Annotated in this window: 12 protein-coding genes; 7 read left to right on the top strand and 5 right to left on the bottom strand. The window is 71.2% G+C overall.

Annotation, left to right across the window (positions count from 1 at the left end):
- Position 1: 1 nt before the first annotated feature.
- Positions 2–1,687 carry a 2,3-epoxybenzoyl-CoA dihydrolase gene (boxC, locus tag ACTWPP_RS36875; RefSeq protein WP_443109059.1) on the bottom strand — a complete coding sequence of 562 codons (1,686 nt, stop codon included), beginning with the start codon at positions 1,685–1,687 and terminating at the stop codon, positions 2–4.
- 140 nt (positions 1,688–1,827) lie between these two features.
- Positions 1,828–3,429 carry a benzoate-CoA ligase family protein gene (locus ACTWPP_RS36870; protein WP_443109058.1) on the bottom strand — a complete coding sequence of 534 codons (1,602 nt, stop codon included), beginning with the start codon at positions 3,427–3,429 and terminating at the stop codon, positions 1,828–1,830.
- A gap of 176 nt (positions 3,430–3,605) precedes the next feature.
- On the opposite strand from ACTWPP_RS36870, the gene ACTWPP_RS36865 reads away from it, so the two are divergent.
- Positions 3,606–4,466, top strand: a complete 861-nt coding sequence (locus ACTWPP_RS36865; protein ID WP_443109057.1) for a PaaX family transcriptional regulator — start codon at positions 3,606–3,608, stop codon at positions 4,464–4,466.
- 58 nt (positions 4,467–4,524) lie between these two features.
- On the opposite strand, the gene ACTWPP_RS36860 is transcribed toward ACTWPP_RS36865, so the two are convergent.
- Complete coding sequence (locus ACTWPP_RS36860; protein WP_443109056.1) at positions 4,525–4,926, bottom strand: PaaI family thioesterase; 402 nt, start codon at positions 4,924–4,926, stop codon at positions 4,525–4,527.
- A gap of 185 nt (positions 4,927–5,111) precedes the next feature.
- On the opposite strand from ACTWPP_RS36860, the gene ACTWPP_RS36855 reads away from it, so the two are divergent.
- The 3 genes from ACTWPP_RS36855 to ACTWPP_RS36845 all read left to right on the top strand — a co-directional run bounded on the left by ACTWPP_RS36855 (position 5,112) and on the right by ACTWPP_RS36845 (position 9,051).
- Complete coding sequence (locus ACTWPP_RS36855; RefSeq protein ID WP_443109118.1) at positions 5,112–5,930, top strand: 4Fe-4S dicluster domain-containing protein; 819 nt, start codon at positions 5,112–5,114, stop codon at positions 5,928–5,930.
- Positions 5,927–7,009, top strand: coding sequence for an NrfD/PsrC family molybdoenzyme membrane anchor subunit (nrfD, locus tag ACTWPP_RS36850; protein WP_443109055.1), 1,083 nt, complete (start codon positions 5,927–5,929; stop codon positions 7,007–7,009). Before ACTWPP_RS36855 ends, nrfD begins: the two co-directional genes overlap by 4 nt.
- Positions 7,010–7,161: 152 nt before the next feature.
- Entirely contained in the window at positions 7,162–9,051 is a 1,890-nt protein-coding gene (locus tag ACTWPP_RS36845; RefSeq protein WP_443109054.1) for a carbohydrate-binding module family 20 domain-containing protein, read from the top strand.
- A gap of 84 nt (positions 9,052–9,135) precedes the next feature.
- On the opposite strand, the gene ACTWPP_RS36840 is transcribed toward ACTWPP_RS36845, so the two are convergent.
- A complete protein-coding gene (locus ACTWPP_RS36840; protein WP_443109053.1) occupies positions 9,136–9,675 on the bottom strand; it encodes a DoxX family protein in 540 nt (179 codons plus the stop codon).
- A 320-nt stretch (positions 9,676–9,995) separates the two neighbouring features.
- Here ACTWPP_RS36840 and ACTWPP_RS36835 point away from each other — a divergent pair, with 320 nt between their 5' ends.
- Entirely contained in the window at positions 9,996–10,655 is a 660-nt protein-coding gene (locus ACTWPP_RS36835; RefSeq protein ID WP_443109052.1) for a hypothetical protein, read from the top strand.
- Between the two features lie 145 nt (positions 10,656–10,800).
- Entirely contained in the window at positions 10,801–12,477 is a 1,677-nt protein-coding gene (gene qcrB, locus ACTWPP_RS36830) for a cytochrome bc1 complex cytochrome b subunit (RefSeq protein ID WP_443109051.1), read from the top strand.
- 53 nt (positions 12,478–12,530) lie between these two features.
- Here qcrB and ACTWPP_RS36825 read toward each other — a convergent pair whose 3' ends face one another.
- On the bottom strand, positions 12,531–13,088 hold the full coding sequence (locus ACTWPP_RS36825; RefSeq protein WP_443109050.1) for a TetR/AcrR family transcriptional regulator: 558 nt from the start codon (positions 13,086–13,088) through the stop codon (positions 12,531–12,533).
- Positions 13,089–13,265: 177 nt separating this feature from the next.
- On the opposite strand from ACTWPP_RS36825, the gene ACTWPP_RS36820 reads away from it, so the two are divergent.
- Positions 13,266–13,604, top strand: a complete 339-nt coding sequence (locus ACTWPP_RS36820; RefSeq protein WP_443109049.1) for a YciI family protein — start codon at positions 13,266–13,268, stop codon at positions 13,602–13,604.
- The last annotated feature ends 2 nt before the right edge of the window (positions 13,605–13,606 follow it).

Genomic DNA, 13,606 nt, shown 5'->3' with positions numbered 1-13,606 from the left:
CTCACACTCGCTTCCTGTCGAAGTCGGCACGCCGGCCGGTGCCGTAGCGGCGCAGGGCACCGCCCGGGCCGGAAGCGTTGGGACGGTAGAAGATCCAGTTCTGCCAGGCCGACAACCGACCGAAAATCTTGGTCTCGACCGTCTCCGGACCGGGGAAGCGGAAGTTGGCCTCCAGCCCGGTCAACGCATCCGGACTGAACCCGGCCCGCTCCTCCACCGCGATCCGCACCTCCTCCTCCCAGTCGATGTCATCGGGCGCGAAGGTCACCAGACCGAGCCGCTCGGCGTCCGCGGCTTCGAGGGGCTTGCCCTCGGCGTCACGGACGGCGGACAGCGCTTCGTCGTCGCCCAGGAACCGGGTCGCCAGGCGGCTGAGTCCGTTGCCCATCGGCAGCGGGTCGAAGTTCATGGCACCGGCGGTGACGGTGGCGGGGTCGGCGTCCGGGTCGACGTCCTCGAAGACGCCGTCGAGCTGGAAGGTGCGGTCGGCGGCCAGCGCGATCTCCAGAAGCGAGCCGGCGAAACAGCTGCCCGGCTCGATGAGCGCGATGAGGCTGCGGCTGGTGACGTCGAGGCGCTTCAGCGTCCGCTTCAGGTAGTGCAGGATCTCGTTGGCGAGCCAGTCGCCGGCGTTGTCGAGCAGCAGCCGGTCATGGGCCAGGACGTGCCGGGCGTCGCCGGCCGTGCGGAACACCCAGGTTCCGAGGTCGAGCTCGTTGGTGCGCAGGTCGAGGATCAGGTCGTCCAGCTCGCGGGTCATGGCGAGCGTCCAGAAGCCCGCGCCCTGGGCGTGGACGCCGTCGATGCCTTCCGGAGCCTCGTCCGGGCCGGTGACAGTGATCTCGACGGCGCCCGCGTCCCGGTCCAGCTCCGCCGACACGTACCGGTAGCCGATGGAGGTACCGGTGCGCGTCTTGCCGAGCGGCGTGAGCGCGATGCCCTCGGCGTCCCGCGGACGGGACGAGCGGGCGGCCAGTTCGCCCGCGCGCTCGGAGACCGTCGCGTCCCATGCCGTGCGGGGAACCGCCTCGTCCACGAGCCGCCACGCCACGGCCTTCTCGCCGCCGAGGCCCTCGGCCTTGGTGGAGAAGTAGTCGGCGCGGTCGCGGCGGACGTGCCGCTTGTCCGACACCCGGGTCAGGCCGCCGGTCCCGGGCAGGACGCCCAGCAGCGGCAGCTCCGGCAGCGACACCACCGACGACCGGTCGTCGACCAGCATGATGTGCTCGCACGCGAGGGCCAGCTCGTAGCCGCCGCCGGACGCGGTGCCGTTGCACGCCGCCAGGTAGGTCTGGCCCGAGTTCGCCGTCGCGTCCTCGATGCCGTTGCGGGTCTCGTTGGTGAACTTGCAGAAGTTCACCTTCCACGCGTGCGGCGAGGCGGCCAGCATGCGGATGTTGGCGCCCGCGCAGAAGATCTTCTCCTTGCCGCTGGTGATCACGACCGTCCGGACGCCGGGGTGCTCGAACCGCAGCCGCTGGACCGCGTCGTACAGCTCGATGTCCACGCCCAGGTCGTAGGAGTTCAGCTTCAGCTCGTAGCCGGGGACCAGGCCGCCCTGCTCGTCCACCGCCATCGTCAGCGTGGCGACCGGCCCGTCGACGTCCAGGCTCCAGTGCCGGTATCCGGACGGATCCACGCGGAACTCCACGTGCGGGACCGTGTCCGCGCCCTCGGGGCTCGTCATGAGGTGTCCTTCCACGTGCCGGTCTAAGGTGTCCCCACCTATGTTCCACAAAACAAGTTCGATACGTCAAGAGTTTGTAGAATATGGATGCATGGGTCACCGTCGCCGGGAGCGGCCCGAAGGGTCGCGGAGTGGGGAGATCAGGGGCCGAGCAGGGTCGCGGCCAGCTCGCGGACGGCGAAACGGCGCAGTTTGCCGGTCGGGGTCGTCGGGAGCTTGTCCACGATCAGCACCTCGCGGGGACGCTTGAACGACGCGAGCCCCGCACGGCAGAAGCCGATCAGCTCCTCCGGCTCGGCGGACGTTCCCTCCTTGAGGACGACGCAGGCGATCGGCTTGTCCAGCCCGTCGGCGTCCGGGAGGCCGACCACCGCGGCCATCGACACCGCCGGATGCTCCAGCAGCCGTCCCTCCACCTCCGCCGGCGACACCCAGATGCCGCCCGCCTTGAGCATGTCGCCCGTCCGGCCGAGACACGTGTAGTAGCCGTCGCCGTCCACCACGTACGTGTCGCCGGTGCGCAGCCACTCCCCCTGGAACACCTGCCGGGTGGTGTCGGTGCGGCACCAGTAGCCCGTGGCGATCGACTCGCCCTTCACCAGCAGCGAGCCCGGGGTGCCCGGCTCGACGTCGGCGCCGTGGTCGTCGACGACCCGCAGCTCGTAGCCGGGGACGGCGGTGCCCGTGGTGCCGGGACGGACCCGGCCCGGACGGTTCGACAGGAAGATGTGCAGGCACTCCGTCGAGCCGATCCCGTCGATGATCTCCACGCCGTACTTCCCGGTGAACCGGCGGCACAGCTCGGCGGGCAGCGGCTCCCCCGCCGACACCGCGAGCCGAACGGACGCGAACGCCTCCGCCGGGACGTCGGCGTTCAGGATCGCGGCGTAGAAGGTGGGGACGGCGAAGAACAGCGTCGGGCGGTACTCGGCCAGCCGCTGCGCCACCGACGCGGGCGTGGGCCGGTCCGGGTCCAGGATCGCCGTCGCGCCGACGGCGAGGGGGAAGAACAGCGAGTTGCCGATCCCGTAGGCGAAGAACAGCTTGGCGACCGAATAGCAGCGGTCCTCGGGCGTGATGCCGAGAAACTGGCGCCCGTAGGTCTCCACGACGTGCCGGATGTTGGCATGCCGGTGCATCGCGCCCTTCGGCCTGCCCGTCGTCCCGGACGTGTAGAGCCACAGCGCGCTGGAGTCGTCCGAGGTCCGGTATGGGTCGAGCAACTCGCCGCCCTGCGCCCGCCCCTCGGCGACCAGATCCTCGAAGGAATCCACCCGCACGCCCTCGGGGGCGCGGAGCGCCGCGTCCCCCTCGACCACCACCTGCCGGACGCCCGGCGCGTGCGCGAGCGCCGCCTCCGCGGGCACCGCGAACCGGTCGCCGACCAGCAGGACCCTGGCGCGGGCGTCGTCGAGGAGGGCCGCCAGTTCCGCGCCGGTCAGCATGGTCGACACCGGGACGGGGACGGCGCCGAGCCGCATGGCGCCCAGGATCGCGGCGGCCATGGGCGGGCCGTCGGCCATGAAGAGGACCACGCGCTCCTCGGCCCGCACCCCCCGGCGCTCCAGCCCGGCGGCGACCTGCCCGGTGAGGTCGTCCAGACCGGCGTAGCCGAGGTCGCCGCCCGGGCCGGTGAGCGCGAGCCGGTGGGCGGCATCGGGACGGTGCGCGGCCCGGAGCAGATATGCGGAGGCGTTGAACGTGTCCGGCGGGACCGGTGCGGTCACCGTTTCAGCGGTCATCGGGGTCTTCCCTTCGCCGGGAACCGTGCCACACATGCTCTACATGGACAAATCGCCAGTCAATAGACTTGTGGAATGTCCATGTCGCACGGCGGCCGTCGCGCGATACTGGGCGGCGTCGCATGGACGGCCGTGTCCCCGAAGACCCGAACGCGAAGGCCCGAAGAGGAGAGCAGATGCCCCGGACGGGCGAGTACGCGGCGCACGCCGAGCCGGAGTTCCGGCGGCGCCGCGAACTGGGCGCGGCCAGCGCCCGGTCGTTGCTGCTGACCGTGCTGGGCGAGTTCGTCCTCCCGGCCGGCGAACCGGTCTGGACGGCGACGTTCCTGCGGGCGCTCGGCCTTCTCGGGGTGGAGGAGAAGGCCGTCCGGCAGGCGCTCGCCCGCAGCGCCACCGAGGGCTGGCTCGCCGGGGAACGGCACGGCCGCCGCACCGCCTGGCGGCTCACCCGCTCCGGGGAGCGGCTCCTCACCGACGGCACCGAACGCATCTACGGCTTCGGCCGGCCCGCCGGCGAGTGGGACGGGCAGTGGCTCGTGGTCCTCGCCACCGTCCCCGAGACGAACCGCAGGCTCCGCCACCTCCTGCGGACCCGGCTCGTGTGGAACGGGCTCGGCAACCTGGCCCCCGGCGTGTGGGTGAGCCCGCACCGCGAGCGCGAGCCCGAGGTCCGCGAGGTCCTCGCCGAGATCGGCGTCGCCGGGACGTCCACGCTGTTCGTCGGGCGGCTCGGCGACCTGCCGGAGGCGCGGCGTGTGGCCGCGCAGGCATGGGACCTGGACGAGATAGAGCTGGCCTACGAGGACTTCCTCGACGCCGTCCGCGCCCTGCGTCCCGCCGACGACCCCGGGACGTTCGCCGCCCACACCAGGCTCGTCCAGGAATGGCGCCGGTTCCCGTTCCTCGACCCGGGACTCCCCGCGGAACTGCTCCCGGACGACTGGAGCGGCTCCCAGGCGTTCGCCCTCTTCCATGAGCGCCACGGCCTCTGGCGCCCCGCCGCCGACCGCCATTGGAAAACGCTGTCGGCGGACTGAGCCGGTGAACCGACCCGCCCGAGTGGACCGGCCCGATTAGACCGACCCCGCCTGCGGATCAGACTTCCGGCGGAGAGAGCCTCAGCAGGTTGACGGTGCCCTCGGCGACCACGCGGTCCTTCTCGTCGGTGATCGTCGACTGCCAGGTCACGTGGTCGTCCACCCGGTCGACCGGACGGGCGCGGGCGGTCAGCCGGCCCCCGCGCACGGCCCGGATGAACCGCGTGTGGTTGCTGACGCCGACGACCTGGCTGTCGAGCCCGACCGTGAGCGCCGCGCCCATGCTGCACACCGTCTCGGTGATCGCGCAGTACACGCCGCCGTGGACGATGCCGTACGCCTGCATGAGCTTGTCCGTGACCTCCAGCTCGGCCACGACCTCCCGCTCGGACGCCTCCACCACGAGGAGACCGAGCGTCTTGTCCAGCGGACCCGCGTAACCGACCCGTTCAACCGTCATCCCCAGAAGCTATCCAGCCGCTGAAATCGGCGTCAATGAAGGTGTGGGGCCCCGCTGCCCGGGAAGGGGGGCAGCGCCCCGGGAATGGAGGTCGTGGAATGAGCAGCCTGGTCGGACGGAATCTGCTGGCGGGGGCGGAGCCCGACGTCACGGCGAACGCCGGCTATACCGATCCTCCTCCCAGGATGGGCTTCTTCACCGACACGTCCGTCTGCATCGGCTGCAAGGCGTGCGAGGTGGCCTGCAAGGAATGGAACGCCATTCCCGAGGACGGCCTGGAGTTCACCGGCATGTCCTACGACAACACCCAGGGCCTCGGCGCCGACACCTGGCGGCACGTCGCGTTCATCGAGCAGGACAAGCCGATGGGGCACGCCGACGCGGGCGTCGACCACGGCGGCGCCCCCGGTGACGGCGGCACGGACCTCCGCTGGCTGATGGCGTCCGACGTGTGCAAGCACTGCACGCACGCCGCCTGCCTGGACGTCTGCCCGACCGGTTCGCTGTTCCGCACCGAGTTCGGCACCGTCGTCGTCCAGGAGGACATCTGCAACGGGTGCGGTTACTGCATTCCCGCCTGCCCGTACGGCGTCATCGACCAGCGCAAGGACGACGGCCGGGCCTGGAAGTGCACGATGTGCTACGACCGGATCGGCGTGGGGCGGGAACCGGCGTGCGCGAAGGCGTGCCCGACGGACTCCATCCAGTACGGGCCGCTCGACGAGCTGCGCGAACGCGCCGCCATGCGCGTCGAGCAGCTCCACGACATCGGCGTGGACGACGCGCGCCTGTACGGGCACGACCCGGACGACGGCGTCGGCGGCGACGGCGCGTTCTTCCTCCTCCTGGACGAGCCGGAGGTGTACGGGCTGCCGCCGGACCCGGTCGTCACCACCCGCGACCTGCCGTCCATCTGGAAGCACACGGGCGTGGCGGCGGCCACGCTGCTCGGCGGTCTCGCCGCCGTCTTCACCGTCCACGGTCGCAACGGAGGCAGGCGATGAGCGAACCCGGCGAGCAGACCGGTGTCGGCGAAAGCGGTGTCGACAAGGAGGGCGTGCACGGGCAGCGGCCGGGCCGCGAGGCGGAGATCGGCAAGGGCCTGCCCGGCCACGACGGAAAGCGCCGCAAGGGCGGCAAGGGCCGGGGCGAGAAGGCGATGGTGCCGGAGGCGGAGTTCACCTCCTACTACGGCCTGCCCATCCTGAACCCGCCCGTCTGGAAGGCCTACGACATCGCCGGGTACTTCTTCCTCGGCGGGCTGGCCGGAGCCGGTTCGGTGCTGGCCGCCGGCGCTGAGCTCACCGGGCGTCCCGCCGCCGCGCGGGCGCTGAAGATCTCGTCTCTGTTCGCCATCGGCGGGTCCACGGCCGCTCTGATCCACGACCTCGGACGGCCCGCGCGGTTCGTCAACATGCTGCGCGTCATGAAGCTCACCTCGCCGATGAGCATGGGCTCCTGGCTGCTGGCGGCCTACGGCCCGGCGGCGGGCGCGGCGGCCGTCCTGCACGTGACCGGGCTGTTCCCGCGCCTCGGCGGGGCGGCGACCGCGGGGGCCGCCGCGCTGGGCCCGGCCGTCGCCGCCTACACCGCGGCGCTGGCCGCCGACACCGCCGTGCCCGCCTGGCACGACGTCCACCGCGAGCTGCCGATGGTGTTCGTGGGCTCGGCCGCGGCCGCCGCGTCCGGGATGGCGTTGATCGCCTCCCCCACCCGCGAGACGGCCCCGATGCGCAGCACGGCGGTGCTCGGCACGGCCCTCGAACTGGCCTCGGCGAAGGTGATGGAGCGTCGAGCCGGTCTGGTCGCCGAGCCGTACAAGTTGGGCAAGGCCGGCCGGTTCGTGCGCGCGGGAGAGATCCTGTCGGCCGCGGGTGCCGCCGGGGGCGCCCTGCTCGGCGGGCGCAGCCGCGCGGCGGCGGCGCTCAGCGGGGCGGCGCTCCTGGCGGGCTCGGCCTGTACGCGTTTCGGCGTCTTCCACGCCGGGATGCAGTCGGCCCGGGACCCCAAGTACACGGTGGTTCCCCAGCGGGAACGCCTCGCCGGACACTCCAGCGGCCCGACCGCCTCTAACGGTGGCTAAGGAACTGCCGACTTTCTGAAAGTCGATTGAAATCTTGCGCAAGCTCTTGACCATGCTGCAAGAAGAGAGCATTCTCACGTTGCATCGCGGACGGCCGTCCCCCCACCCCCTCAAGGCGCCCGCCAGGCGCCCTGTGACAGGAGTTCGCCCACATGCAACGCGCAAGAGTTCCCCGCCGCCTGTCCCTCCTCGCCGCGGGCGCCCTCGTCCTCGCCGGGCTGGCACCCGCGGCCGCCCTGCTTCCAGACGACACCGCCAGCGCCGCTCCGCCAGCCCACACGACCCTCAACACCAGCGCGTCTCTCAACGCCGGCGACGTGACCGCCAATCTCTGGGAATGGAACTGGCCTTCGGTCGCGGAGGCGTGCACCGACCACCTCGGTCCCGCCGGGTACGGGGCCGTCCAGGTCGCGCCGCCGGCCGAGTCGGTCAGCCTCGCGAGCACCGCCGACGGCGCCCACCCGTGGTGGGAGGTGTACCAGCCCGTCTCCTACGGCCTGACCAGCCGGCTCGGCACACGCGCCGAGTTCTCCGCCATGGTGACCGCCTGCCACGACGCCGGCGTGCGCGTCTACGTCGACGCCGTCGTCAACCACATGGCCGGCCACAACAACACGGTGAACACCACCTACGGCGGCTCGACGTTCGACCCGGCCGGATTCTCCTACCCCGCCGTCCCCTACGGCCACGGCGACTTCCACCACGCGAACGACGGGTACTGCAACGACGACGACGCGGGCATCGACGACTGGAACGACAAGTCCGAGGTGCAGAACTGCGAGCTGTTGTCGCTGTCGGACCTCAAGACGCAGTCCGGATACGTCCGCGGAAAGATCGCCGGGTACCTCAACGACCTGATCGGGCTCGGCGTGGACGGGTTCCGCATCGACGCCGCCAAGCACATCGACCAGAACGACTTCGCCGCCGTCAAGGGCGCGCTGAGCACCACGACCGCCGAGGGCAGGCCGCCCTACATCGCGCAGGAGATCTTCCCCGGGGCGTCCAACCCGGACCTGAAGGCGTCCGCCTTCACCCGGAACGGTGACGTGCTCGGCTTCGCCTACGCGATGGGCCTCAAGACCCAGTTCCAGAACGGCACCCTGTCGAACCTGTCGGGCATCCCGTCCTGGTCGCTGGACGCGGACGGCTCGCAGACCCACGCCATGATCACCAACCATGACACGGAGCGGGACGGCTCGACGCTCAGCTACAAGAACGGCACCGACTACACCCTGGCCAACTACTTCCTGCTGGCCTACCCGTACGGGAAACCGGCCGTCTTCGACGGGTTCACCTGGTCGTCCAGGGGGCAGTCGCCGCCCGCCGACTCGCGCGGCTTCGTCACCGACACCGACTGCTCGAACGGCTGGCAGTGCATCACCCGGTCGACCGGCATCAAGGGCATGGTCGGCTGGCGCAACGCGACCGCGTCCGCCACGACCGTGTCCAACTTCACGGCCACGGCGGGCGACGTCATCGGGTTCAGTCGCGGGTCCCGGGGCTGGATCGGGCTCAACGACTCGTCCGGCCCGTCCACCGCGTCCTACACGACCGGGCTCGCCGACGGCGTCTACTGCGACGTCATCACCGGCGGGGCCGGGCCGGGCGGATGTGAGGGCACGGCCGTCACCGTGTCCGGCGGGACCGCGACCGTGACCATCCCGGCGGGCGGCGCGGTCGCCGTCCACGCGGACGCCAGGTCCGGCGCGACCCCGACGGCGTCCCCCACGGCGACGCCGACCTCCCCGCCGGCGACCGTCTCCGACACGTTCACCGTCCACGCCACCACCACCTGGGGGACGAGCGTCCACCTCGTCGGCGGCATCCCGGCGCTCGGCTCCTGGGACCCCGCCAAAGCCGTCAAGCTCTCCCCAGCGAACTACCCGGCCTGGAGCGGCAGGGTGACGCTGCCCGCCAACACCAAGGTCGAGTACAAGTACATCAAGAAGACCGATGCGGGCACCGTGACCTGGGAGGACGGCGCGAACCGGAGTTACACCAGCGGCACGTCGTCCCATACCGCGAACGACACCTGGAGATAGACCCGCCCGGACAGGCACCGTCCCCCGCCGGTGCCGCGGGGCCGGCCTCCACCCGTGTGCGGAGGCCGGCCCCTGGTCTTCGGCCTACGCTTCGGTCTCCTCGGCGGGCCGCCGGGCGGGACGCCAGAAGACGGCCAGGAGGAGCGCGGCGCCGAGGCCGCCGGCGAGGGCGGTGATGGCGAAGCCCGTCCAGCCGGACAGGTCGTCGGAGATCCCGAGCGCGCGGTCGAGGGACACGCCCCCGCCGCCCAGCGCGCCGAGCCCGCACGCCACCAGGATGATCATGAGGACGTACTCGTAGCCCTGGCCGGGGCGGAAGATGAAGAAGCCGTTGCGCAGGTGGGCGGTGATGAACGCGACCCCCATCGTGCCGACCGCGCCGGCCGCGGCCAGCGGGGTGAGCAGGCCGAGCAGCAGCAGGAGGCCCGCGCCGAGTTCGGTGGCGGTCGCCATCAGCGCGTGCAGCCTGCCGGGGCGCAGTCCCATGGACTCGAACCAGCCCGCCGTGCCCTCGATCTTCCCGCCGCCGAACGCGTGGTTCCAGCCGTGCGCGACGAGGGTGCCGCCGACCGAAACCCGCAGAATGACGGACGCGATGTCGAGACCCGCCGCGTCAACAGCCATCCACGGCCCCTTCCTCGCCGAGATCACGCCCTTTCGGACGCCATGTCCGGACAACGTACAGCCAGCGCCACGGGCGGGCCAGATCGCCCCGGCTCCTCACCTCCCGGCGGGAGGGCGCCGCGCTCCCGCCGCCGTCGCCGCGCGGCCGGCCGGTGGTGGTGATGGTCATGGACGCCACCGTGGTGCCCGGATTATCGGGCGCGTCGTGGGGCAGATCACAGAGGTCGGTACCCGGATCCCGTCACGTTCGGGACGTTCGATCCATCTTCTTTTGTGGGTGCCGCGGGTCCGGCGGCACCGGCGGAGAGCTTGGAGGCGCCATGGGCTGCGAACCAAGGCGGTTCGACCTGACGATGCTGTACGCGGCGTACAGTGCGTTCCGCCGCGACACGGCCCGGATCGAGGCCGCGGCCGACGCGGCCGAAGGCGCCGACGCGGGCGGCGCACCGGCGGCCGCGGCGGTCGCGAACACCTGGTCCCTGTTCAGGTTCCACTGGCGCGTCCAGGACAACACGGAGAAGAGCGCCCTCTGGACGGTGATGTACGCCAAGGACGCCGACGCCCCGGGGCGGCTCGGGATCGTCCTCGACTCCATGGCGTTCCGGACGCTGAAGGTCGTCCCGCTGATCGACGCCGTGGACGCGGCGCTGGAACATCGTGACCGGCTCATGTTCGCCCAGTACGCGCGGGAGCTTCGCACGTCCGTGGACGCGCTGCTGGCCTTCAAGGAGTCGGAGGTCCTCCCGCTGATCTCCGAGAGCCTGACCGCGTTCGAGTGGGGCACGTTCGACGTCGAGTTCCGCCGCGAACTCGGCCTGCGGGGGCTCGGCGTCTTCCTGCCGTGGCTGCTGGACGACGCCCCGGAGGCCACCCGCCGCGCGGTGCTGCATCTTCTGCCGCCGCCGATCCGGCTCTTCTACCGGACGAGCTGGCGTCCCCGGTATCAGCGCCGCAGCCGGCTGGCCGTGCCCGCCTGCTGAACCCGCCCGGAGTGTGACGGGGTCCACATCCGCGCCATGTCACATCCACCCGCACTGGATCGGTCTTATGCGCAGAAGCGCGACATGTGCGGTTTTCGGCATGCGCAGTCGCGCGGCGACGACGTGCGACGAGAGGACGTTGACGATGGCGGGGATTCGGACGGCCGGCGAAGGCCGACCGGGTGAGCGCAGACCACCGAAGGCCGTGGACGCGACCGCGCGGGCCCTCGACGAGCGTTTCGGCTCGACCGGATTCGCCCGCAAGGCCATCCGCAAGGCGTTCCCGGACCAGTGGAGCTTCCTGGTCGGCGAGATCGCGATGTACTCGTTTGTGATCATTCTGCTGACCGGCGTGTTCCTCACGCTCTTCTACAAGCCGAGCATGCAGGAGGTCATCTACGACGGCTCCTACGCCAAGCTGCAGGGCGTGGAGATGAGCGAGGCGTACGCCTCTACCCTCAAGATCAGCTTCGATGTGCGGGGCGGGCTGCTCATCCGGCAGCTGCACCACTGGTCGACGCTCATCTTCATGGCGGCGATCCTCGTGCACCTGCTCCGCCACTTCTTCACGGGCTCGTTCCGCAAGCCGCGGGAGCTGAACTGGCTGATCGGCATCGGCATGTTCATCCTCGTCATGCTGAACGGCCTGTTCGGCTACACCCTGCCGGACGACCTGCTGTCGGGCACCGGCCTCCGCATCCTGGAGGGCGTGCTCGCGTCGATCCCGCTGGTCGGCTCATACGCGGTGATGTTCCTGTTCGGCGGTGAGTTCCCGGGGACCGACATCATCCCGCGGCTGTACGTCGTCCACGTGCTGCTGATCCCGGGCCTCCTGGCGGCGCTGATCCCGCTGCACGCGATCGTGCTGACGTGGCGGCAGACGCACACCCAGTTCCCCGGGAAGGGCAGCTCCAACAAGGCCCAGTACGGCTACCCGTTCTTCCCGGTGTTCATCGCCAAGACCACGGCGCTGTTCCTGTGGGTGCTGGGGGTGTCGACGCTCCTCGCGGCGTTCGTGCAGATCAACCCGGTCTGGCTGTTCGGCCCGTACGACCCGGGCGCGATCAGCTCCGGATCGCAGCCCGACTGGTACATGGGCTGGCTGGAGGGCGCCCTGCGGATCATGCCGGCCTGGGAGATCACCGCGTGGGGACACACCGTCACGATGAGCGTGATCGTCCCGGCGCTGGTGGTACCCGGCGTGCTGTTCACCGGCCTTGCCCTCTACCCGTTCATCGAACGCTGGGTGACCGGCGACCACCAGATCCACCACCTGCTCGACCGTCCCCGCGACGTCCCCGCCCGCACCGGCATCGGCGTCGGCGGCGTGGTCTTCTACGGGACGCTGTGGCTCGCGGGCGGCAACGACATCCTCGCCGAGCGGTTCCACATCCCGCTGTTCTGGACGACATGGTTCTTCCGCGGCCTCATCATCCTCGGACCGGTGCTCGGCTACGTCATCGCCTACCGCATCTGCCTCGGCCTGCAGCGCCGCGACCTCGGCCTGGTCCAGCACGGGCTGGAGACCGGCGTCATCCGCCAGTCGCCGGACGGAAAGTTCAGCGAGGTCGAGCGGTCCCTGCCCGATGAGGCGATCACCGCGATCACCGACCCGCGCCCGGCGCCCGCCGTCGACCTGGACGTCCCGCCGCCGATCGACGACGTCGAGAGCCCGCGCGCCCGCAGCGCCGTGCGCAGGGTCCGCGCGTCCCTCAACCGCCGGTTCAGGGCCGACCTGGCCGCCGTCCCCGAACGGCGCCCGGTCGAGGGCAACGGGGACCGGCGCGAGATCACCGACTCCGAGTCCGTGTCGTCCGGCTGACTTCTGGGCCGGGCGGGTCTCGTCCCACCGGGGGGTGCCCGCGGGGGTCGGGGTCAGCGGTCGAAGAGGTGCCGGATGACCGGGCGGGCGGCGGCCACGGGGTCGTCGCCGAGCCCGGCGGGCAGCGCGCCGCTCAGCCAGAGGTGGGCGAAGCCGTGGACGATCGACCAGGCGGCGATCGATGCCGTCCGGTCGTCGTCCGGGCGGCCCGGTGAGACGCCGCGGACGCCCTCGGTGAGCACCCGGTCGGCGCGGGCGCGGGCGGCGGTCACCTCGGGGTCGTCCGGCCGGTACAGCTCCGGTCTGAAGATCACCTCGAAGTACGGGCGGCGGTCGACGGCGAAGCGGATGTAGGCGAGGCCCGTCTCGTGCAGGTCGTCGCCGGCCGCTTCGAGGGCGTCCGCGAACAGGGCGTAGCCCTCGGCGGCGACGGCTGTCAGCACTCCGGCCCTGTCGCCGAAGTGGTGGGCGGGGGCGGCGTGCGAGACGCCGGCGCGGCGCGCCAGCTCGCGCAGGCTCCAGGTGACCGGCCCCGATTCGGCGATCGCCCCGACGGCCGCCTCGATGATCGTCCGCCGCAGATCGCCATGATGGTAGGTGTCGCCGCTCATGGGCGGCATCCTATCTTGTCATTGACAAGACTCGATGTCCGCCTTCTCGGAGACCAGAGCCCGGCCGACCTGCCGATCGACCGGGCCGGGGCGCAGCGGCGAGGCGCGGAAAATTGATGTACTTCGGTGTCAGATCGGCGGAGCCGCCGTTCGTCTCTAGGGCAGGAGGTGGCGCACATGAGGTATGTGCTGATGTTCGTGGAAGCCGAGCAGTACGCCAAGGACTGGGAGTCCAGGACCGAGGACGAGCGGCAGGAGCTTTTCGGCAAGGTCGAGAAGTGGCTGGCCGACCACTCGGCGCAGATCGTCCACAGGACAAGGCTGCAGGGCCGCGAGACCGCGACCACCGTCCGGCTCGGCGAAGGCGACCCGGTCGTGACCGACGGGCCGTTCGTGGAGGGCAAGGAGGTCATCAGCGGCTACGTCGAGGTCGAGGTCGCGGACCTGGACGAGGCGCTCGCCATTGCGAAGGCCTGGCCGTCCTGCCCGACCGTCGAGATACGCCCCGCGCTCTGAAC

The sequence above is a fragment of the Actinomadura sp. 3N407 genome (assembly GCF_052245875.1).
Taxonomy (GTDB): domain Bacteria; phylum Actinomycetota; class Actinomycetes; order Streptosporangiales; family Streptosporangiaceae; genus Spirillospora.
The sequence above is the reverse complement of the archived record's forward strand: the minus strand, read 5'-3'. Positions and strand labels throughout refer to the sequence as shown.